At 39.7% G+C, this 22,934-nt stretch carries 11 protein-coding genes, 12 tRNA genes and 3 rRNA genes; all 26 read right to left on the bottom strand.

Annotation, left to right across the window (positions count from 1 at the left end; all coding sequences use genetic code 11):
- Positions 1-153 precede the first annotated feature (153 nt).
- Positions 154-237, bottom strand: a tRNA-Leu gene (locus tag NST49_RS08040).
- 33 nt (positions 238-270) lie between these two features.
- Positions 271-341 (bottom strand) — tRNA-Cys (locus NST49_RS08035).
- Between the two features lie 33 nt (positions 342-374).
- Positions 375-446, bottom strand: a tRNA-Gln gene (locus NST49_RS08030).
- An 11-nt stretch (positions 447-457) separates the two neighbouring features.
- Positions 458-530: transfer RNA gene (locus NST49_RS08025), tRNA-His, on the bottom strand.
- Positions 531-565: 35 nt separating this feature from the next.
- Positions 566-639: transfer RNA gene (locus NST49_RS08020), tRNA-Trp, on the bottom strand.
- A gap of 33 nt (positions 640-672) precedes the next feature.
- A tRNA-Tyr gene (locus tag NST49_RS08015) sits at positions 673-756 on the bottom strand.
- A 5-nt stretch (positions 757-761) separates the two neighbouring features.
- Positions 762-837: transfer RNA gene (locus NST49_RS08010), tRNA-Phe, on the bottom strand.
- Between the two features lie 39 nt (positions 838-876).
- Positions 877-949, bottom strand: a tRNA-Asp gene (locus tag NST49_RS08005).
- 11 nt (positions 950-960) lie between these two features.
- Positions 961-1,033 (bottom strand) — tRNA-Val (locus NST49_RS08000).
- 51 nt (positions 1,034-1,084) lie between these two features.
- A tRNA-Glu gene (locus tag NST49_RS07995) sits at positions 1,085-1,156 on the bottom strand.
- A gap of 12 nt (positions 1,157-1,168) precedes the next feature.
- Positions 1,169-1,257 (bottom strand) — tRNA-Ser (locus NST49_RS07990).
- Between the two features lie 60 nt (positions 1,258-1,317).
- Positions 1,318-1,391, bottom strand: a tRNA-Asn gene (locus tag NST49_RS07985).
- Positions 1,392-1,407: 16 nt separating this feature from the next.
- Positions 1,408-1,523, bottom strand: a 5S ribosomal RNA gene (gene rrf / locus NST49_RS07980).
- A 91-nt stretch (positions 1,524-1,614) separates the two neighbouring features.
- Positions 1,615-4,535, bottom strand: a 23S ribosomal RNA gene (locus tag NST49_RS07975).
- A gap of 216 nt (positions 4,536-4,751) precedes the next feature.
- Positions 4,752-6,313 (bottom strand): 16S ribosomal RNA (locus NST49_RS07970).
- Together the 16S, 23S and 5S rRNA genes with 12 tRNA genes alongside form the textbook arrangement of a ribosomal RNA operon.
- Positions 6,314-6,862: 549 nt before the next feature.
- Positions 6,863-8,491, bottom strand: coding sequence for a glycoside hydrolase family 13 protein (locus NST49_RS07965; RefSeq protein ID WP_341047973.1), 1,629 nt, complete (start codon positions 8,489-8,491; stop codon positions 6,863-6,865).
- A 12-nt stretch (positions 8,492-8,503) separates the two neighbouring features.
- Positions 8,504-9,163 carry a beta-phosphoglucomutase gene (pgmB, locus tag NST49_RS07960; protein ID WP_034536840.1) on the bottom strand — a complete coding sequence of 220 codons (660 nt, stop codon included), beginning with the start codon at positions 9,161-9,163 and terminating at the stop codon, positions 8,504-8,506.
- Positions 9,164-9,274: 111 nt separating this feature from the next.
- Positions 9,275-11,554, bottom strand: coding sequence for a glycoside hydrolase family 65 protein (locus NST49_RS07955; RefSeq protein ID WP_341047970.1), 2,280 nt, complete (start codon positions 11,552-11,554; stop codon positions 9,275-9,277).
- Positions 11,547-12,407, bottom strand: coding sequence for a DUF1189 domain-containing protein (locus NST49_RS07950; protein WP_341047968.1), 861 nt, complete (start codon positions 12,405-12,407; stop codon positions 11,547-11,549). The genes NST49_RS07955 and NST49_RS07950 overlap by 8 nt, the downstream gene beginning before the upstream one ends.
- Before the next feature lie 41 nt (positions 12,408-12,448).
- The gene (locus NST49_RS07945; RefSeq protein ID WP_023178217.1) at positions 12,449-13,300 is read right to left on the bottom strand and encodes a sugar ABC transporter permease; all 852 of its coding nucleotides are present in this window, start codon (positions 13,298-13,300) and stop codon (positions 12,449-12,451) included.
- A 1-nt stretch (position 13,301) separates the two neighbouring features.
- A complete protein-coding gene (locus tag NST49_RS07940; RefSeq protein ID WP_023178219.1) occupies positions 13,302-14,612 on the bottom strand; it encodes a sugar ABC transporter permease in 1,311 nt (436 codons plus the stop codon).
- Between the two features lie 82 nt (positions 14,613-14,694).
- Positions 14,695-15,975: an extracellular solute-binding protein gene (locus NST49_RS07935; protein WP_341047965.1), complete on the bottom strand. Its 1,281-nt coding sequence runs from the start codon at positions 15,973-15,975 to the stop codon at positions 14,695-14,697.
- A gap of 196 nt (positions 15,976-16,171) precedes the next feature.
- Entirely contained in the window at positions 16,172-17,446 is a 1,275-nt protein-coding gene (locus NST49_RS07930; protein ID WP_341047964.1) for an extracellular solute-binding protein, read from the bottom strand.
- Between the two features lie 125 nt (positions 17,447-17,571).
- Complete coding sequence (locus NST49_RS07925; RefSeq protein WP_341047962.1) at positions 17,572-19,353, bottom strand: glycoside hydrolase family 13 protein; 1,782 nt, start codon at positions 19,351-19,353, stop codon at positions 17,572-17,574.
- A gap of 57 nt (positions 19,354-19,410) precedes the next feature.
- Positions 19,411-21,090 carry an alpha-glucosidase gene (locus NST49_RS07920; RefSeq protein ID WP_341047960.1) on the bottom strand — a complete coding sequence of 560 codons (1,680 nt, stop codon included), beginning with the start codon at positions 21,088-21,090 and terminating at the stop codon, positions 19,411-19,413.
- Between the two features lie 123 nt (positions 21,091-21,213).
- Positions 21,214-22,917, bottom strand: a complete 1,704-nt coding sequence (locus NST49_RS07915; protein ID WP_341047958.1) for a glycoside hydrolase family 13 protein — start codon at positions 22,915-22,917, stop codon at positions 21,214-21,216.
- Between the last annotated feature and the right edge of the window lie 17 nt (positions 22,918-22,934).

The following is a 22,934-nucleotide window of genomic DNA, read 5'->3' as shown; positions in this document are numbered from 1 at the left end:
GAACAAGTCACCCTATGAAATGTAGTACTGATCACACGATAGGCGAACTGATGAAAGCTTATAGTAACTTTCTCTACTTAAATGAAGATTTATTGAGCTGATTAAACAAAAAAAAGAGCTTCAAGAACGAAATGTTCTTGAAGCTCTTTAGTATACCGGCGGCCGGAATCGAACCGGCACGCCCTCGCGGGCACAGGATTTTGAGTCCAGCGCGTCTACCAGTTCCGCCACGCCGGCATATGGACTGCTTATTTTTCATCTTTAGGCATAAGGCGGTAACCGGATTTGAACCGGTGATGAAGGTTTTGCAGACCTCTGCCTTACCACTTGGCTATACCGCCATCTTTTTAGTTGAATGTATAGATTCAATTAAACTGGGCTAGCTGGATTCGAACCAACGCATGAGGGAGTCAAAGTCCCTTGCCTTACCGCTTGGCTATAGCCCAATAAAAAAAAAGGCGACTGATGGGGTTCGAACCCACGCATGCCGGAACCACAATCCGGTGTGTTAACCACTTCACCACAATCGCCATGGTATTACTTGTTTTATCCACTTTTTAAAAAATGGCAGGGGTAGTAGGAATTGAACCCACACTGATGGTTTTGGAGACCATAGTTCTACCTTTAAACTATACCCCTATCTAAATAATAAGGTCGTTCTTTTTAAAAAAATGGTGGAGGGGGGCAGATTCGAACTGCCGAACCCGAAGGAGCGGATTTACAGTCCGCCGCGTTTAGCCACTTCGCTACCCCTCCATTAATGGTGGCCTGGGACAGAATCGAACTGCCGACACCTTGAGCTTCAATCAAGTGCTCTACCAACTGAGCTACCAGGCCATTATAAGAATGGTTTTTTTATTTTATTTATCAAACCAACGGTCTCGACGGGAATCGAACCCGCGATCTTCTGCGTGACAGGCAGACATGTTAACCCCTACACCACGAGACCTTTTGAAACAATGGAGGTTGACGGGATCGAACCGCCGACCCTCTGCTTGTAAGGCAGATGCTCTCCCAGCTGAGCTAAACCTCCTGAGGATTACTTAGTCACTTCTAGTTAATGAATCAGTAACGTCGTTACTGATGACCCGTACGGGAATCGAACCCGTGATACCGCCGTGAAAGGGCGGTGTCTTAACCGCTTGACCAACGGGCCTTCATGTTCAAACGGAGAGTAAGGGATTCGAACCCTTGAGACAGTGTTCACCGCCTACATGATTTCCAATCATGCTCCTTCGGCCGCTCGGACAACTCTCCAGATTCGGTTCACCACGATATTCTCGTTTGTTTTTTTATTTACATAGATGGACTATGGTACTCCGCAAGTAGGACTCGAACCTACGACATCATGATTAACAGTCATGCGCTACTACCAACTGAGCTATTGCGGAATAATTAATTGAATCTGCGTGGCAGCGTCCTACTCTCACAAAGGGAAACCCTTCACTACCATCGGCGCTAAGAAGCTTAACTGCTGTGTTCGGCATGGGAACAGGTGTGACCTTCTTGCCATCGCCACCACACAAATTTCAATCTAGAGAACGTTGTTCTCTCAAAACTGGATAAGTTAAAAGTTTGTTCTTCGTTTAGAAACCGTCGTACACCGTTTATTCTTTGGTTAAGTCCTCGACCGATTAGTATTGGTCCGCTCCATCTATCGCTAGACTTCCACTTCCAACCTATCAACCTGATCATCTCTCAGGGGTCTTACTCACTTACGTGATGGGAAATCTCATCTTGAGGGGGGCTTCACGCTTAGATGCTTTCAGCGTTTATCCCGTCCACACATAGCTACCCAGCAATGCCCTTGGCAGAACAACTGGTACACCAGAGGTGTGTCCATCCCGGTCCTCTCGTACTAAGGACAGCTCCTCTCAAATTTCCTACGCCCGCGACGGATAGGGACCGAACTGTCTCACGACGTTCTGAACCCAGCTCGCGTACCGCTTTAATGGGCGAACAGCCCAACCCTTGGGACCGACTACAGCCCCAGGATGCGATGAGCCGACATCGAGGTGCCAAACCTCCCCGTCGATGTGGACTCTTGGGGGAGATAAGCCTGTTATCCCCAGGGTAGCTTTTATCCGTTGAGCGATGGCCCTTCCATGCGGAACCACCGGATCACTAAGCCCGACTTTCGTCCCTGCTCGACTTGTAGGTCTCGCAGTCAAGCTCCCTTATGCCTTTACACTCTGCGAATGATTTCCAACCATTCTGAGGGAACCTTTGGGCGCCTCCGTTACACTTTAGGAGGCGACCGCCCCAGTCAAACTGCCCGTCAGACACTGTCTCCCAGCCCGATAAGGGCTGTGGGTTAGAGTGGTCATACAGCAAGGGTAGTATCCCACCAACGCCTCCACCAAGACTGGCGTCCTGGCTTCAATGGCTCCTACCTATCCTGTACAAGCTGTACAAACACTCAATATCAAACTGCAGTAAAGCTCCATGGGGTCTTTCCGTCCTGTCGCGGGTAACCTGCATCTTCACAGGTACTATAATTTCACCGAGTCTCTCGTTGAGACAGTGCCCAGATCGTTACGCCTTTCGTGCGGGTCGGAACTTACCCGACAAGGAATTTCGCTACCTTAGGACCGTTATAGTTACGGCCGCCGTTTACTGGGGCTTCAATTCTGAGCTTCGCCCGAGAGCTAACCCATCCTCTTAACCTTCCAGCACCGGGCAGGCGTCAGCCCCTATACGTCATCTTACGATTTTGCAGAGACCTGTGTTTTTGATAAACAGTCGCCTGGGCCTATTCACTGCGGCTGACCAATTGGTCAGCACCCCTTCTCCCGAAGTTACGGGGTCATTTTGCCGAGTTCCTTAACGAGAGTTCTCTCGCACACCTTAGGATTCTCTCCTCGACTACCTGTGTCGGTTTGCGGTACGGGCAGTTTGTTTCTAACTAGAAGCTTTTCTTGACAGTGTGACATCGGGAACTTCGGTACTTAATTTCCCTCCCCATCACAACTTGTTCTTAAAGAAGCAAGCATTTGACTCACTTCAAAACTTGTTGCTTGGACGCGCATATCCAACAGCGCGTATTCCTTAGCCTACTGTGTCCCTCCATTGTTCAAACAAAACAAACTGGTACAGGAATCTCAACCTGTTGTCCATCGTCTACGCCATTCGGCCTCGACTTAGGTCCCGACTAACCCTGGGAGGACGAGCCTTCCCCAGGAAACCTTAGTCATTCGGTGGACGGGATTCTCACCCGTCTTTCGCTACTCATACCGGCATTCTCACTTCTAAGCGCTCCACTAGTCCTCACGATCTAGCTTCAACGCCCTTAGAACGCTCTCCTACCATAGAACCAATGGTTCTATCCACAGCTTCGGTGTTATGTTTAGCCCCGGTAAATTTTCGGCGCAGGGTCACTCGACTAGTGAGCTATTACGCACTCTTTAAATGATGGCTGCTTCTGAGCCAACATCCTAGTTGTCTAAGCAACTCCACATCCTTTTCCACTTAACATAAACTTTGGGACCTTAGCTGGTGGTCTGGGCTGTTTCCCTTTCGACTACGGATCTTATCACTCGCAGTCTGACTCCCGGATATAAATCAATGGCATTCGGAGTTTATCTGAATTCGGTAACCCGAGAAGGGCCCCTAGTCCAAACAGTTGCTCTACCTCCATGATTCTAATTCCGAGGCTAGCCCTAAAGCTATTTCGGAGAGAACCAGCTATCTCCAAGTTCGATTGGAATTTCTCCGCTACCCACACCTCATCCCCGCATTTTTCAACATACGTGGGTTCGGTCCTCCAGTGCGTATTACCGCACCTTCAACCTGGACATGGGTAGATCACTTGGTTTCGGGTCTACGACCACATACTCATTCGCCCTATTCAGACTCGCTTTCGCTACGGCTCCGTCTCATCAACTTAACCTCGCATGGGATCGTAACTCGCCGGTTCATTCTACAAAAGGCACGCTATCACCCATTAACGGGCTTTAACTATTTGTAGGCACACGGTTTCAGGGGCTATTTCACTCCTCTTCCGAGGTTCTTTTCACCTTTCCCTCACGGTACTGGTTCACTATCGGTCACTAGGGAGTATTTAGCCTTGGGAGATGGTCCTCCCGGATTCCGACGGAATTTCTCGTGTTCCGCCGTACTCAGGATACTGATCAGAGTGGATGTGGTTTCGGATACAGGGCTTTTACCTTCTTCGGCAGACCTTTCCAGGTCGCTTCTCCTACCAAATCCATTTATGACTCTATGTGTTCAGTCCTACAACCCCAGAAAGCAAGCTTTCTGGTTTGGGCTATTCCCGTTTCGCTCGCCGCTACTCAGGGAATCGATTTTTCTTTCTCTTCCTGCAGGTACTTAGATGTTTCAGTTCTCTGCGTCTACCTCTACTAACCTATGTATTCAGTTAGCAGTAACATCCTATCAAAGATGCTGGGTTCCCCCATTCGGAAATCTTTGGATCAAAGCTTACTTACAGCTCCCCAAAGCATATCGGCGTTAGTCCCGTCCTTCATCGGCTCCTAGTGCCAAGGCATTCACCGTGCGCCCTTATTAACTTAACCTATGGTTAATCGTTAATGTTCAATACTCATCTTACGATGAGAACCTTAAAAAACTCATTTTTAAAACTTTTCGGTGTGTTTCTGGTTTCTTACTTGAATTACAATTTTTAACTTTATCCAGTTTTCAAAGAACAACATCTATCTATTGAGAAGATTAGACCTCTCAAAACTAAACAAAGTAAGTACGAATGTGTGGGTTTCCGTTATATTCCTTAGAAAGGAGGTGATCCAGCCGCACCTTCCGATACGGCTACCTTGTTACGACTTCACCCCAATTATCTGTCCCACCTTAGGCGGCTGGCTCCCAAAAGGGTTACCTCACCGACTTCGGGTGTTACAAACTCTCGTGGTGTGACGGGCGGTGTGTACAAGACCCGGGAACGTATTCACCGCGGCGTGCTGATCCGCGATTACTAGCGATTCCGGCTTCATGCAGGCGAGTTGCAGCCTGCAATCCGAACTGAGAATGGCTTTAAGAGATTAGCTTGGCCTCGCGACCTTGCGACTCGTTGTACCATCCATTGTAGCACGTGTGTAGCCCAGGTCATAAGGGGCATGATGATTTGACGTCATCCCCACCTTCCTCCGGTTTATCACCGGCAGTCTCACTAGAGTGCCCAACTGAATGCTGGCAACTAATAATAGGGGTTGCGCTCGTTGCGGGACTTAACCCAACATCTCACGACACGAGCTGACGACAACCATGCACCACCTGTCACTTTGTCCCCGAAGGGAAAGCTCTATCTCTAGAGTGGTCAAAGGATGTCAAGACCTGGTAAGGTTCTTCGCGTTGCTTCGAATTAAACCACATGCTCCACCGCTTGTGCGGGTCCCCGTCAATTCCTTTGAGTTTCAACCTTGCGGTCGTACTCCCCAGGCGGAGTGCTTAATGCGTTAGCTGCAGCACTGAAGGGCGGAAACCCTCCAACACTTAGCACTCATCGTTTACGGCGTGGACTACCAGGGTATCTAATCCTGTTTGCTCCCCACGCTTTCGAGCCTCAGCGTCAGTTACAGACCAGAGAGTCGCCTTCGCCACTGGTGTTCCTCCACATATCTACGCATTTCACCGCTACACGTGGAATTCCACTCTCCTCTTCTGCACTCAAGTTCTCCAGTTTCCAATGACCCTCCCCGGTTGAGCCGGGGGCTTTCACATCAGACTTAAAGAACCGCCTGCGCTCGCTTTACGCCCAATAAATCCGGACAACGCTTGCCACCTACGTATTACCGCGGCTGCTGGCACGTAGTTAGCCGTGGCTTTCTGGTTAGATACCGTCAGGGGATGAGCAGTTACTCTCATCCTTGTTCTTCTCTAACAACAGAGTTTTACGATCCGAAAACCTTCTTCACTCACGCGGCATTGCTCCGTCAGACTTTCGTCCATTGCGGAAGATTCCCTACTGCTGCCTCCCGTAGGAGTCTGGGCCGTGTCTCAGTCCCAGTGTGGCCGATCACCCTCTCAGGTCGGCTACGTATCATCGCCTTGGTGAGCCATTACCTCACCAACTAGCTAATACGCCGCGGGTCCATCCATAAGCGGTAGCCGAAGCCACCTTTTTTCCATCTGTCAGGAGACAATTGGAAATATGCGGTATTAGCATCCGTTTCCGGATGTTATCCCCCTCTTATGGGCAGGTTACCCACGTGTTACTCACCCGTCCGCCACTCTTTTGTCTCGGTGGGTGCAAGCACCCGGTGAAACAAAAGCGTTCGACTTGCATGTATTAGGCATGCCGCCAGCGTTCGTCCTGAGCCAGGATCAAACTCTCATATAAAATGATGCTTGAAGCTCATTATTGATTGCTAGCGAATAATTATTCACTATATTTGTTACTGTTGACTCAGCACTGCTGAGTCACCCTCACATTTGGTTCGTCTTACTTTGTTTAGTTTTCAAAGGTCTAAAGCTTGTTGCAACTGTTCGTGACAACTTCTATATCTTACAACAGTTTTTTTTGTTCGTCAAGCTTTTTTTTTAAATAAATTGAATATTTATTCAATTTATTACTTTTCACATCGCCTTAGCGACATCTAATAGATTAACACAATTTGTCATATGCTGTCAAACAAATTATTTAATTATTTTTCGGAAAATTGTTAGCATCGTTACTACGATGATGCTTTCAACACCATTTACTATAACAAGTCTATTTGTTTTGGTCAACCATAATCTTTACATTCTTTACATAAAAAACAAAAAAGCGAACATTTTTTTATTTACGAAAAAACAAAATACGTATATATATTCATAACGATCTTAAGTTCGGAACTTTCATAAATAAAAAAGTATTTTCGTTCGCTTTTTTCATTCACCTTTTATGTTCTTAGTCCAATTTATACACCACTGATTCAAATGGTCTTAGACTTAACTGTTCTAAATTCTTTCCGCTATCCGAATAATTACTAATAATAATCGTATCAACTTTCTGATCTTGATTCTTATAAATTGTTGCTTTCTCATAAAAATTAATAATAATCAGCCAAGTTTCATCTTGGTAACTTCTTTCATAAACGAAAAGTTGAGGATCATTCGGCAATAATTCTTTATATGAACCCCATACAATAAGGTCATGTTCTTTTCTTAAACGAATAAGTTCTTTGTAATAGTTGAAAATAGATTCTTTGTTTTGTCGATCTTCTTTTACATTCAATTCTTTATAGTTAGGGTTGAGCTCCAACCATGGCGTCCCTGTGGTAAATCCGCCATTCAAAGAATCATCCCATGGTATAGGACGTCTCGCATTATCGCGACCTTTTTTGTTAATAGATTGGATAATATCTTTTTTATTGTATCCTTCGTTCAATCGTTCTTTATACATATTGAGACTTTCAATATCATTTGCTTCATCTATAGAAGAAATCGGTGTATTCGTTAACCCAATTTCTTCTCCTTGATAGATATAAGGCGTTCCTTTTAGAAAATGTAAAAACGTTGCAAACATTTTTGCAGATACTCTTCGATATTGAGGGCTATCATTGCCCCAACTAGATACGATTCGTGGAATATCGTGATTGTTCCAAAACAAACTATTCCAACCATCTCCATCAAGAGCCAATTGCCATTTGGTAAAAACTTGCTTTAATTTAATGAAATCTAATGGTTGAGTGTCCCATTTTGGTTTTCCCGGTTGTTCATCAAGACTTATGTGTTCGAATTGGAACACCATTGACAACTCATTTCTTTCAGAAGCTGAATACAATTTAGCATCCTCAGTTGTTACTCCCCATGTTTCTCCAACAGTCAAAACATCTAATTTCCCAAAGGTTTCCTGATGCATTTCTTGAAGATAAGTATGAAGCATAGGACCGTTACCCGTAATCAGTTCATCTGGAACTTTTCCAATTAGGTCAATCACGTCCATTCGGAATCCGCCGATACCCTTATCCAACCAAAAATTCATCATTTCCCAAATTTCATTACGGACTTTTGGGTTCTCCCAATTTAAATCTGGTTGTTTCTTACTATAAAGATGCAGATAATATTGATTCGTTTGCTCGTCTAATTCCCAAGCTGAACCGCTGAAAATAGATTTCAACTCATTGGGAACATCATTATTTTGAGCATCGCGCCAAATATAGTAATCGCGGTAGTCATTATCTTTACTTTTAGATGATTCAATAAACCAAGCGTGTTCATCTGATGTATGATTGACCACTAAGTCCATAACAATACGGATATTCAATTTATTTGCTTCGTTAATCAGTTCTTCCATATCGTCCATCGTTCCCAATTCTGAAGAAATAGCCTGATAATCACTAATGTCGTATCCATTATCGTCATTTGGCGATTGATAAACGGGACTCAACCATATAGCATCAATACCTAAATCGGCTAAATAATCCAATCGTTGGATTATACCTTGAATGTCGCCTACTCCATCTCCATTGCTATCTTGAAAACTTCTTGGATAAATTTGATAAACTACTGAACTATGCCACCATTTTTTTTCCAAATTGAATCCTCCTTATTGATTTGCTCTTTTTAGTATTTCTTCCAATTTCAATTCTTGGGTACTCGTTACTGCATAATCGGCTTCTTTCATCATTTCTTTTGTTCCAACTCCGACTGAAAAGATTCCTGCTGCATTGATTGATTCTATTCCAGCTTGAGCATCTTCTACTCCAACACATTCGATTGGTTTTAACTTTAACTGTTGGGCACCTTTAATAAAAATTTCCGGGTCTGGTTTTCCCTTTGCCAAAGTTGCAGGATCGACCACAGTATCAAACATATCCGCAATACCTAATCTTTCCATTATGACAGGACCATTTTTACTAGCAGATGCTAATGCTAATCGGATATCTTTCGCTCTTAGATCCGCTAATAAATTCGCTATTCCAGGCAATAGATCATTTGGCGTGACCTCTAATATCAGTTCTTTATAATCCTCATTTTTTTCATCTGCCAGCTTTTCTTTTTCTTCAAGCGTGTAACGATCCATTTGATTGCCTATCGCTAAAATGCGATCAAGCGAATCCATTCGACTGATTCCTTTTAATTGCTCATTCATTTTACGATCTAATTGAATACCTAATCTATCAGCCAACTTTTTCCAGGCTAGGTAATGGTATTCCGCTGTATCTGTTAGCACACCGTCTAAATCAAATATAAATCCTTTAATCATAGTAACCTTCTCCTTTTTTAGCAATAAGAAAAGCTATCAAATGAATTTATCGATTTGATAGCTTCCTCCTATTCATAGTCATTTAAACTCACTGTTCATTTATTTAATTGTTTAAGAAAAAGAAAGTGAACTGTGAACTTCATTGGTCAACACCATTTCTTTATCATATAGTATCAATTCAATTGGTTCGCCTTCTTCTAAACGTACACTTACAGATACTTGAGTTACACAGACATGCAACAGACGTCCACGATATTTAATCATGAAAGTATACCCATCCCAGTTTTCTGGACAGAATGGATTAAAGGATAAGCGGTTATTAACCGTACGCATACCTGCAAAACCTTGAACGATAGCTAACCATCCGCCACTCATAGAAGTAATGTGTAACCCGTCTTCTGTGTCATTGTTGTAGTTGTCTAAATCTAAACGAGCCGTACGTGCATACAATTCAACTGCTTTTTCTTTTTTGCCAAGTTCTGCTGCTAAAATAGCGTGGATGGATGCAGAAAGTGAAGATTCATGAACCGTCATTGGTTCATAGAAATTAAAATTGGCTTCTTTTTCTTCTAACGTATACTCATCGTTCAAATAGTATATACCTTGCAAAACATCCGCTTGTTTGATAAAACAAGAACGTAAAATCTTATCCCAAGACCAGTTTTGATTTATTGGTCTTTCAGCTGGATCAAGATCATCAGTTGTCAGGATTTCTTTATCTAAAAATGTATCATGTTGAACAAAGACATTTAATTCTTCATCGTGAGGGTAGTACATCTTTTCAACGATGTCTCTCCACTTATTCTTTTCTTCATCTGTTACATATAATTCATTTGCCACTATAGATGAGATTTTTTCAAGACTTTCCAAAGTATAACGCAACGTCCAAGCTGCCATAGTATTTGTATACCAGTTATTATTGATATTATTCTCATATTCATTTGGACCAGTAACGCCATGGATCATATATTGACCGTTGCGTTTAGAATAATGCACGCGATCAGCCCAGAAACGTGATATAGCTACTAACATCTCAATACCTTTTGTGCTTAGGAAAGCTTCATCACCGGTATAGTTTGTGTAATTATAGATAGCATAAGCAATCGTACCATTACGGTGAATTTCCTCAAATGTAATTTCCCATTCATTATGGCTTTCGATTCCGTTAAACGTAACCATCGGATACAAGGCTCCTTGAAGGCCTTGTTGTTTAGCATTATGAAATGCACCTGGAAGCTGATTATGTCGGTAAGTCAACAATTGCTCTGAAACAGATTCATCTGCTATAGATAGATACATCGGCAAAATAAATGCCTCTGTATCCCAATAGGTTGCTCCGCCATATTTCTCCCCAGTAAATCCTTTTGGTCCAATATTTAAACGATTATCTTCTCCATAATAAGTAGAAAACAATTGGAAGATATTAAAACGGATACCTTGTTGGCTTTCAGCATCTCCTTCAATCACTACATCCGCTTTGCGCCAGCGTTCTTCCCAAAGAGCTACATGCTGTGCTTCTACTTGTTCTGCACCTAGTTCAATCGCTTGATCTAAGATAGCCGCAGCCATTGCTTCCTGATTTTCCGGTTGAACATCACGACTGGTCAATACGCTGACAAATTTAGTGACTTTCGCTTTTTCACCAGCTTTCAACGCATAGGTGATTTTTTCTTCAACTTGCATAAAGCCTTCAGAAAACTCTTTATTTTTATAGTTTTCAGTTACATTTTGCATCATAGTGGTTACAGTAAATTGTTCTACACCAAACGGATTTTCAATCGTTTTAGTCGTTAAACTACTCTTTTCTCCTGAAACACGTTTCATTTCCAGCCAAAAATTTTCTTCATAATTGCTGTCTTCATTTGTCACGTTTCCATCCATTTTAGGGATAAATACAATGACAGCGTCACCTTTTATAACTTCAGCGGTGACTTCGATAACGGCCAATTCTTTTAATGCTATACTAACAAAACGTTTAAAAGTGAAACGAACCTCTGTTTCTCCTTCAACCCAAGTATATGAACGATACAAAATCCCTTTTTTCATATCTAATTCAATTTCATACTCTTTTACCTCATCTAGTGCGAGATCAACTTTGCGGTCATTAACCATTAATTCGACTGGAATGAAGTTTGTTGCATTGATCACTTTTCCGAAGTATTCTGGATAGCCGTTTTTCCACCAACCGACTCTAGTTTTGTCTGGAAACCAGACACCTGCTAGATACGTTCCTAGGTGAGAATCCCCTGAATATCCCTCTTCAAAGTTTCCACGCATCCCCATATACCCATTTCCAATAGAAGTTAAACTTTCTTGTAATCTTTTATCAGCTTTATCTAATTTCGTTGATTTTACTTTCCAAGGATCAACATCGAATAAACGCTTAATCATGTACCCTTACCCCCAGTGACTTTTTTACTTTAAACTTTTTTGCTTCATCGTTGTATCTTGTTTGATAGAAGGCAAGCAATAACATGACTACTAATCCTACTGATTGGATCATCAGCATCACAACAATATCGAATTGAATCAACCCAATGATTAAAGCGATTAAAGTTGGTAGTCCCATACAATTCGATATAAAGTTAACTGATTCTTTGTATGTTTTAATAGAAGAATAGTCACTTTTTTTTGTTAAATAGAGGAAGACAGCAGATCCAAAAGTTAGAAAGATCGTACTAACAAATGTAATGCTGAATACTAAAAACATCAACGTAGCAACTACATATCCTCTATTTTTTATAAACCATTGTCTTGAAAGAGATTCTTTTACATCATTGACGTTAGTTACTTTTGATAAATCAAAATCTTTCGTGTAAGGAACAGTGCTTACTGTTTGATCGCCTTCTTTAATGATCACTGCATCTTTTTGGAAAACCAATGCGTTTTCCGCATCCAATGCTTGTTCCATCTCTGTATCTGACAATAAGCCAGCAACCGTTCCTTTATCAGAAGTACGGACAAACGAAGACGGTAAATCTAACGTACCGTTCTCGTATGTGCCTTCTTGCAGATTTAATACGTCAGTCTCATCAATTAAACCAAACGAGTTTGGCAATGTTCCTTCTACAGGGTAAGTATCCATTTCCATGTAATTTAATGACACGGGTATCATCAATAAACTATTAACAAATAGCAAAACAATAAAAATTTGAAACCAGTTTAATTGATGACGATTTTTGAAACTTTTTGTTGGCGACCAAATACTTTTAAAATAATTTAACGGAAATGCATCTGTTTTCATAGGTTCACTTCTTTTCTTTAACTAATTTTAGCTTTTTATGCTTATCCTTTTGTTCCTCCAGTGGTTAAGCCAGAGACAAAATTCTTTTGCAACAAGAAGAATAAGATTGAAATTGGAACTGCAATCAAGATTGCGCCTGCTGCGAATAAAGCAACTTTTTGGTCTTGCGGATTGCTGATAAATGTTTGCAACCCTACAGCAACCGTAATTTTTTCAGGGCTTCTTAATAAGAATCTAGCTAGCATGTAATCACCAAATGGTGTCATAAATGCCCATAGTGCTTGAACCGCAATCATAGGTCTGACAAGTGGAAGAACGATTTGCCAGAAAATTCTAAAATGTCCTGCTCCATCTAATTTAGCTGATTCATCCAAATCTTTTGGTACTGTATCAAAATATCCTTTCATTAACCAAGTGTTCATTGGAATTCCACCACCAATATATAACATGGTCAAGAACCAAAATTGGTCTAAAGCGCCTAATAATAAGGCCATAACATAAAATGCTGTTAAAGCTGCCATAGTAGGAACCATTTGGATAACTAAGAAAAACATCAAACTTTTCTTTCGTCCCATAAAATTGTAACGGCTATAAGCATATCCAGCGATTGTAACAATGCCTACTTGGATCACCATTGTAGCTACAGCGACAATTAAAGTATTTTTATACCAAGTGCCGTAAAGTGTCTCTTGAAATAAACGAGTAAAGTTTGCTAACGTCCATTCCGCATTTAAGTCTAAAGAAAAGGCCGTTATGTTTCCTGATTTAAAGGCTGAACTAGCTGTGATCAGCAATGGATAAATAATAATGATCGACAATAAGATCATGTAGACATACGTAAAGAATTGACTAAAGAAACGAGAAGTTTTTTGTGATTTAACAAATTTCCCCATATTATGCATCCTCCATATTAAATGCATTTGTTTTCTTGAAGATTAACAAGGAAACAGTGATAACCAAAGCTGAAATGATCAACGTGATCGCAGCTGCCATAGAATATTGCGGTGAAGTTCCAGTCGTTAATTTATAGATCCATGAAATCAAGATATCCGTAGCTCCTGCTCCACCACCTACACTTCCCGGCCCACCATTATTGAAGAGGTAGATCATTGAAAAGTTGTTAAAGTTTCCGGTGTATTGCGTAATAAAGGTTGGAGCAGCTACCATGAATACCATTGGCATGGTAATTTCTCTGAACCGTTGAAATGCACTAGCACCATCAATTTTTGCAGCTTCGTATAAGTCTTCAGGAATAGATTGTAAGATACTCGTTGTCATGACGTAGATATACGGGAACCCTAACCAACCTTGGATCATAATGATCGCTGTCTTAGACCAAAATGCATTTGTTTTCCACGCAATTCGCCCGATTTCTACAAATGGAATATTATTCAATAACGGAATAACTTGAGTATTAATGGCTCCGATACTGTCATTAAAAATATTTGAGAACGATAAAATAGTAATAAATGCTGGAACAGCCCATGGTAATAAGAAAATAACTCCAAAGAATCGTTTTCCTTTAATAAATGACTGGTTAGCGATAACAGCTGTAAAGATTCCAATAATAATTTGCAGTGTTGTCGCACTAAATGTCCAAATGATTGTCCAACTGAAAACAGATGTAAATGCATCACGGTATGTGCTCAAGAAGAAAATATTCACGAAGTTTTTTAATCCAATCCAGTCAATTAAATTAGCTGGAGGAATATGGTAAAAGTCGTAATTTGTAAAAGCCATAAATAATGTAACCAACACTGGGAAAATAATCGTAAAGGCCATCATTAAGTATGCTGGTATGATCAGCAGATAAGGAAATCCTGCATTATAGACATTCCACATCACTTCTTTAAGTGTAGTATTAACTTTTTGCCCTCTATTCCAAATGGTTGCTACGCGCTTAGCGTCATAGATATTTAAACCGTAAAAGGCTAAGAAAATGACTGTTATAATGAGTTGGAGTGTGCCTTCAATCATAATAAATAGTGAATGGTCTTCAATAGGAGTACTTCCTAAAGTTATTAGTCCGTTAAACGCATCAAAACCAAAAACAATCATCTCGACAACAAATGCGACTAAGATAGCTAAAAAGACGATCCCTTTGAACCGTTGTCCGTTATAAAATTGACCTAGTCCTGGGATAATTGAATACAGCATTGCTTTTTTTTCATTTTTAATATTCTGAGGTTTTGTCTGAGAAGACATTTTAAACTCCTCCCTTTTCTTTTAACATTTTTCGGCAGAGAACAACTACATTCTCTGCCGAAATCTGTTCATTTTTTAGTAATTAATTTGTGTATTTTTGTTCGATTGATTCTTTGATCAATTTAGCAGAATCATCAGCTGATTCTTTAGGTGTTTTGTTTCCTGATGCTGCATCGAATAACATGTTTTCAGCACCTGTCCAAACTTCAGCCATTTCAGGAATGTTTGGCATTGGTTGTGCATCTTTGTATTGATTGATTACAGCTGTTGTCAATTCATCATCTTGCTCAGTAGCATAGACACGTGAGTCTTGGTTTGCAGGAACTTCATTTGTATCGTCATAGAATTTGTTTTGGTTTTCAGTATTTGTCACATAGTCTAACCATTCTTGAGCAACATCTTTGTTTTCAGAATAGTTGCTGACAACCCATCCTTTTCCGCCGCCAAATGCTTCATATGCTTCGCCATTGTTCAATGTTGGGATAGTTGTAACGCCGTAATTTACACCCGCATCTTTTAAGCTAGCTGCTTGCCAAGGTCCGCCAATGAATGCGCCAACTTTACCGTTTAAGTATTGATCTGTGATAAAAGCATCAGAACTTGTTACATCTTGCATACCTTGTGGCCATGTATTTTTGAACCAATCAGTAGCATATTCAATAGCTTCAACAGCACCTTCATTGTTTAGTCCAATATCAGTTGGGTCAGTTCCATCTTCACCAAAGATGTATCCGCCATAACCCGAAACTAAACCATACGTAAAGTAAAAGTCAGTCCATTTAGCTAAGAATCCTGTATTTTTTCCTTCTTCTCCATCAAAAGCAAAACGTTCATCTTTAGCTAATTCTTCCAAATCTGCAAAAGTAGTTGGAGCTTCTTCTAATAGATCTGTATTGTAATACAATACTAATGTTTCAATAACAGCAGGTGCTCCATAAATTTTTCCATCTAAAGTAACTTGAGCTTTATCTGTTTCATTATATTGAGCATCATTTCCTAATGTTACTTCAGCGATATGTCCTTGTTGTCCTAAAGAACCCATTCGGTCATAAGCTGACATCATGATATCTGGAGCATTTCCAGATGGACCATCAAGTGGCAATGCTTCTAATTGTTCAAACATATCACGTTCTGTTACTTCAATCTTAACCCCGTGTTCTTCTTCAAAAGCCCCTTTGATCTCTTCTACATAGTCAACGTAGCCTTGATCAACAGAAATTTGTAAAGTTGAACTTTCAGCTTCATCTCCACCAGATGTTGAACTGCTGTCTGTCGCTTCTTCCCCACTTCCACAAGCTGCAAGAACCAACGCACTAGCAGACACCAAACCTAAAAGATATTTTTTCCAACCGGTCTTCTTCATTTTATGTATCCCCCTCAAATATGAGTTATTTTTGATTACATCCTTATTATCAGGCATAAGAACGCTTTCTGCAAACGTTTTCCGTATGTTACCGGTAACAGGATTCATTCAAGGGATTTATCCAACCATTTAAAAAAAATGCCGTTCATAATTATTTCTTATAAACGGCATTTTTTATTTTCAATTAGAAGACTTTTTAATTTTGATACTTCTGTTCAATATTTTCTTCAATAAATTGAACAGCATCATCTGCCGCTTGTTGAGGAGATTTATTACCTGAAGCTGCATCAAAAATCATCGTTTCTGCTCCAGTCCACACTTCAGTCATCTCTGGGATATTCGGCATTGGAACAGCTGAATCAAATTGTTCAATCACGGCTTTAGACAATTCACTTCCAGTTTCACTGACCGTTGTTCTAGCTTCTTGATTAGCTGGAATCTCCGAAGTCAATTCATACAATGTTTCACTGTTTTCGGCATTTGTTACATAATCCAACCACTCTTGAGCTAACTCAGGATTTTTGGAATATTTACTGATGACCCATGCTACCCCACCAGCAAAGGGTTCATACTCTTCTCCGTTTGGTAATGTAGGGATCGTTGAAACACCATAATTTATACCGGCTTCTTCATAACCACTCGCGCCCCATGGTCCATTGATGACCGCTGCTGTTTTTCCACTGGTAAACAATTCATTCATAAAGTTCTCTGAACTCGTTGCATCCAACATTCCTTGCGGCCAAACATTTTGGTACCAATCGGTGATATATGTGATGCCTTCAACTGATTCAGGTGAATTCAGTCCGATATCTGACGGATCTGTTCCATTCTCACCAAATACATATCCACCATAACCAGATAGCAGACCTATATATTGATAAGCCGTTGTCCAGTTAGCTAAAAATGCGGTGTTCTTTCCTTCTTCATTTTCAAATGCATATGTGTCATCTTCAGATAAGGCTTCAAGATCCTCAAATGTTTCTGGTGCTTGTTCAATTAAGTCTTTGTTGTAATACATCACTAAGGACTCGATGACAAATGGTGCACCATAAACTTTTCCATCAAGAGTCACTTGTCGTTGATCCATTTCATCATAACGCCCATCATCAGGCAAGGTGACTTCCGCTAAATGTCCTTGCTGACTCAAAGTACCTACTCTATCATAAGGAGCAATAAGTATATCCGAACCGATCTCAGCGGGACCGTCTAATGGCAAAGCGTCCATTCCATCAAACATATCACGCTCAGAAATTTCAATCGTTACATTGTGCTCTTCTTCAAAAGCTGGAATAATTTCATTAACATAATCGCTATACCTTGGATCCACATCAATAGTTAATGTGGTTGATTCTCCATCATCACTGGTCGACCCTGTTTCGTTCGACTCTTCTCCATTTCCACAAGCTGCCAACAACAGGGCACTCATAGATACCAAACCAATAAACCCTCTTTTCCACTCTTTCTTTTCCACACGATCTCCTCCTTATTCTGATGTAACTTTATTATCATACAACCAGCATTCTTTTGCAAACGTTACCATTTGATAACAAAAAAAGACGCTCAATCTTCTCAGATAAGCGCCTGTATCATTTTTAGTTAAGCTTTGTAGATAGCAAATCCATTTTGTTTGATCGATAATAATTTATTATCTGAATAAGCTAAATTTTTAAGCAAGCTTTCTGGTTTTTGTTCTAAAACTAACTCTAAGTCTTTTTCCCCTTGGTTAAAGTAGCAAATAATCTCTTCATTGCCAAATTTCCTTTTGAAACCAACTACTTTTTCATCATCACGAATATCAAACCAGTCAATTTCCCCATAACTTAGCAGACCTTGATTGTTCTTTCTAAAAGCAATCAAATCTTTAGTGAAATCAATCATATTGCTGTCTTGTTTTTCCTCTTCCCAGATCATGCATTTACGGCAATCAGGATCATTGTGTCCATCCATCCCGATTTCAGTACCGTAATAAATACATGGCGAACCATGTTGAGTGAAGACAAATGCTAGCCCTGCTTTGGCTAACTGTTTATTATTATTGCTGATTGTCAATAAACGTGCTGTATCATGAGAATCTAGCATGTTGAACATCACTTCATTGGTTTGTTTGCGGTACAACATTAATTGTTCATTCAATCCGGCCACCATTTTACTTGCAGATATATTTTCTTTCATAAAGAAGTTTTGAATGGTTTCAGTATACGCATAGTTCATGACCGCGTGGAACTCATCACCTTGCAGCCAACTTTGCGAAGAATGCCAAATTTCACCTAAAATATAAAAGTCCTCTTTTAAATCAATAGAAGCTTGATGGAATTTCTTCCAAAAATGATGATCGACTTCATTTGCAACATCTAACCGCCATGCATCAATATCAAACTCTTTGATCCAATATGTGGTAACATCTAATAAAAATTCTTGAACTTCAGGATTACGAGTATTTAATTTTGGCATATGTCCTGTAAATGCAAAAGTGTCATAACTTAGCTCGTCCACATTTTCTAGTTCTTCAAATGATAGATCTGCTAATGATTGAACAGGAAATTCATTGATATGGAACCAGTCTTTGTAACGAGAGTTTTCTTGGTTTTCTAAAACATCTTGCCACTGCATGGAATCCATTCCTAGATGATTAAAGACAGCATCCAGCATGACTCGAATACCACGTTTATGTGCTTCTTGAACCAATGTTTTAAAAAGTTCTTTATCTCCAAAATCAGGATCGATATCCAAATAATCAATCGTATCGTATTTATGATTTGATTTAGCTTTAAAAAGTGGGCAGAAATAAATACCATTGATTCCTAAATCAACTAAATAATCCAAATGATCGATGACACCTTGTAAGTCCCCGCCATAAAAATCATCACGACCTGGATTTTCTTTACTGCCCCATGGCAATGTACCTTCTGGATCATTTTTCTTATCCCCATTAGCAAAACGTTCCGGAAAGATCTGGTACCATACCGTTTCTTTTACCCATTCAGGAGTTTTAACTCGATCGATCTCATGGAAGTACGGCATTCTAAAAAAGGTATTTGCGTCTTCTAAGTATTCATTTGTAAATGGGAATACTCCGCGATCGCCATAAAGTACTTCGCTTTCATCAAAACCTTCTACATGGAAGCAATAAGCAATGCGCTTTGTTTTTTCGTATGTTTCAATTATCCAATAATCATGGATATCCGTACTCGCTGTTAATTTCATAGGTTTGTCCTTCTTAAACCATTTTTCTGTTCCATGAGAATAAGGATCTCCACTGATCAAACTAACTTGTTTTGCATCTCCCTTTTTTGTTCTTAGACGGATATGAAAGTTATCAGCCTCATATAAATAAGCATACTCGCTATCAGGTCTGTGGTAAATTGCTGCTGTTTCCATGTTGTTTTTCCTCTTTTCATTAATTGTTGTCTTCATTTATTATAGTAATAAACATTACTACATAGAGATAACCATTGTTCCATATGGGCTTAAGTTTAGATTTTCCTCTTGTATACTATTTCCTTCATTTGTTAATTTAATGGTATAAGGTTGTGTGATCAGGTCTTTTATAGAAACGACTTGATTTTTCTCTGTCATATTGCAGCAAACGACTGCTTTAGATTTCCCTAACGTGCGTTCGTAGCAATACGTTTCAACACTGCTTTCTAAAAGTTTGTATTTCCCTTCAATAAATAGCGGTTCTCGCTTCAACTTTAATACAGCTCTGTAATACTGCAAAATGCTGGTTTCATCAATTTCTTGATCCATCACATTGTATTTTTCTTCTTGATTAACACCACTCCAAGGAAACTGTTTTGAGAATCCCGCATAAGTTGAATCGTCCCATTGCATGACTCCTCTACTTACATCTTTGCTTCGCGCATTTAAGTGTTCTAAAGCAAATTCTTTTGAGTAACCTAATTCAAGTGCCGTTTCATAAAATAAATCTGCTCCAGGTAAAGCAAATTGTTCTATTGTTTCAATGACTAAATTTTTCATTCCAATTTCTTCGCCATTTAGCAAGAAAGGAATCCCTTTTTGTAAATACATCAACGTGGCTAACATTTTACTGCTATTGTCCCGGTACTGTTTATCATCTCCAAAACGTGAAACGGCACGAGCCATATCATGATTGTTCCAATACAACACAGGTCCGCCAACTGTTGCTAGTTCTTCTTGCCATTGCGCCATAGTCTGTTTGAATTTTATTAGATCGAGCTTTCCATGTTGCAAATTTAATGGCAGCCGTTTATCTTTTGTCTGTTCTGTTTCTGGAAAGTAACGAAAAGTGATAACACTGTCACAAACTTCATTGATAGGATCTGTATAGTTTTTTGCCAATTCAATACTTGCGGATGCCGCTTCTCCTACTAGAAACACATCTGGATGATCTTTGCGAATACGCTGACTAAACTCTTTCATGTAATCCATCGTTTTTGGCAAATTAGCGTAATAGTTCTCTGCCAAAACAATATCATTAGGATTTGCTATATCTACATCAGGAAAACCGGCTTGTTTGTCAACATGAATAAAGGCATCCAATCTCAAAGCATCGATTCCTTTTTTTAGCCAAAAATCAGCACAATCAGCCATTGCCAATCGGACTTCAGGATTTTCCCAGTTTAGATCCGGCATTTCTTTTGCAAACAAATGAAAGTAAAAAGAGTCACCAAGCGGTTCTTTTTCCCAAACAGAACCACCAAAAAAAGAACCCCAATTATTGGGTACTGAACGATTTTTTACTGGTTCATGCCAAATATAATAATCTCGGTATAAGTTATCTGGTCCTTTTAAAGCTTCTTGAAACCAAGGATGTTGATCTGAGGTATGATTCAATACAAAATCAAGCATGACTTTGATGCCTCGTTTATGAGCTTCTTCAATCAACATTTCCATATCCAACATCGTGCCAAACTGGTCATCAATAGCATAATAATTTGCAACATCATATCCGTTATCCACCTGAGGGGAAACAAAAATTGGATTCAACCAAATCATATTTACTCCAATTGATTGGATATAATCCAATCGTTGAATGATTCCTATTAAATCACCGACTCCATCGTCGTTTGTATCTTGAAAACTTTTAGGGTATACCTGATACACAACTGTGTTCTCCCACCACTTTTCTTGCATTTTACTCAACCCACCTTTAATTGTGCTAAATTCCTTTTCACTCAATAGCTTACAGAATCCAGAAAGCACTTACAATTAAAAATCGGTTGTTACCGGTAACAACTTCATTGATCACCTTTTTTATCATTCATTTTCAGGCTGGGCATCATAAGCAAATACAATGGTCCCATATGGAGCAAATGTGATCGCATCTTTATCAATTGAATTGCCTTCATTCTGCAGTATGACTTTCCAACCAGATTTTGAAATTCCATCCTCTTGAATGTGTTCTTCGGTGTCCGATAAATTACAACAAACAATCGCACGCTGACCTTCATAAGTTCTTTCATAAACATAAAGGGTATCTTTGGTCTCATGTAAAGTAAATGAGCCATTTATAAATAAAGGTGTTTTTTTCAATTTCAGTAATGTTTGATAATACATTAAGATACTTTTTGGATCTTTTTGTTGAGCTGCTACATTGTACTTTTCTTCCACATTTACTCCGCTCCATGGTTCGACAGTTGAAAAACCAGCAAATGTTGCATTATCCCATTGCATAGCTCCTCGACTAACATCTCGTCCAGTATGATTTAATTCTTTTAGAATGTGTTCTTCAGAATAGCCTAATTGCTTTGCTTTCTCGTAAAAAGGAACAGCTCCTGGCGTGTCAAAATGATTCCGATCGTTATAGTGCAAATTGCGCATACCAATCTCTTCGCCATTGAAAATAAATGGAATTCCTTTTTGTAGATACATTAAAGTTGCCAGCATTTTACTGCTATTGTCTCTAAACTGTTCGACATTTCCAAAGCGCGAAACTACTCTAGGCATATCGTGGTTGTTCCAATACAATACAGGACCACCAAACGGATCCATTTTATCTTGCCAAGCTGACATTACCTCTTTAAAAGCCTTTTTATTTAATCGACTTGATTGCATATTGAATGGCAATCGCGGATCTTTCATCGTCTCATCTTCAGGAAAAATAAGAAAGGAAACCACGGCATTGCACATATCATTTTCAGGATGCGTGTATTGGAATGCTAGGTCTACATCTGCTGAAGCCGCTTCGCCTAAAATAAAAATATCCTTTTTTACTTTTCGCAGATCCATTGATAAATTTTGAACGTAGTTTTTGATATTAGGCAAAAAAGCATTGATTTTTTGAGCAGATACTAATTCTTGTCCATTTTCCATTTCTACTTGAGAAAAATCATCAGCCTTATCCATATGAATAAATGCATCTAGACGAAAACCATCTACTCCATGGTCCAACCAAAATTTCCCAACATCTAAGATTGCTTTTTCAACTTCTGGATTATCCCAATTTAAATCCGGCATTTCTTTTTTAAATAGATGAAAATAATACTGATCTCCAACCGGTTCCTTTTCCCATACTGAACCTCCAAAAACAGAGACCCAGTTATTTGGCAAATGACCACCTTTTCGTGCATCTTCCCAAATATAAAAATCACGATACGGATTTTCTGGTCCTTTTAACGCTTCTTGGAACCAAACATGCTGATCAGAAGTATGATTGACCACTAAATCAAAAATAACTTTCAGCTCTCTTTTATGTGCTTGTTCAATCAATTCAATAGCATCTTCTACTGTTCCAAAAATTGGATCGATCGTATAATAGTCTGATACATCGTATCCATTATCAACTTGTGGAGATGTAAAAATTGGGTTAAGCCAAATGGCGGTAACGCCTAATTGTTGAATGTAATCTAATTGTTGAATCAGCCCTTTAAGATCTCCAAGGCCATCTCCATTTGTGTCTTTAAAACTCCTTGGGTAAACTTGATAAAAAATTGATTCTTTCCACCAATCTGTTTCTTTCATTACACTCACTCCTCTAT

The organism is Carnobacterium sp. FSL W8-0810 (genome assembly GCF_038007125.1).
Classification (GTDB): domain Bacteria; phylum Bacillota; class Bacilli; order Lactobacillales; family Carnobacteriaceae; genus Carnobacterium_B; species Carnobacterium_B inhibens.
Note: the sequence above shows the minus strand (reverse complement) of the source record. Positions and strands in the feature narration are given on the sequence as shown.

Bases quoted from the DNA above. Each gene is read 5' to 3' on its own strand.
- NST49_RS07955 (WP_341047970.1), bottom strand. From the start codon at position 11,554: ATGATTAAGCGTTTATTCGATGTTGATCCTTGGAAAGTAAAATCAACG.
- NST49_RS07915 (WP_341047958.1), bottom strand. From the start codon at position 22,917: ATGAAAGAAACAGATTGGTGGAAAGAATCAATTTTTTATCAAGTTTAC.
- NST49_RS07940 (WP_023178219.1), bottom strand. From the start codon at position 14,612: ATGTCTTCTCAGACAAAACCTCAGAATATTAAAAATGAAAAAAAAGCA.
- NST49_RS07950 (WP_341047968.1), bottom strand. From the start codon at position 12,407: ATGAAAACAGATGCATTTCCGTTAAATTATTTTAAAAGTATTTGGTCG.
- NST49_RS07925 (WP_341047962.1), bottom strand. From the start codon at position 19,353: ATGGAAACAGCAGCAATTTACCACAGACCTGATAGCGAGTATGCTTAT.
- pgmB (WP_034536840.1), bottom strand. From the start codon at position 9,163: ATGATTAAAGGATTTATATTTGATTTAGACGGTGTGCTAACAGATACA.
- NST49_RS07920 (WP_341047960.1), bottom strand. From the start codon at position 21,090: ATGCAAGAAAAGTGGTGGGAGAACACAGTTGTGTATCAGGTATACCCT.
- NST49_RS07935 (WP_341047965.1), bottom strand. From the start codon at position 15,975: ATGAAGAAGACCGGTTGGAAAAAATATCTTTTAGGTTTGGTGTCTGCT.
- NST49_RS07945 (WP_023178217.1), bottom strand. From the start codon at position 13,300: ATGGGGAAATTTGTTAAATCACAAAAAACTTCTCGTTTCTTTAGTCAA.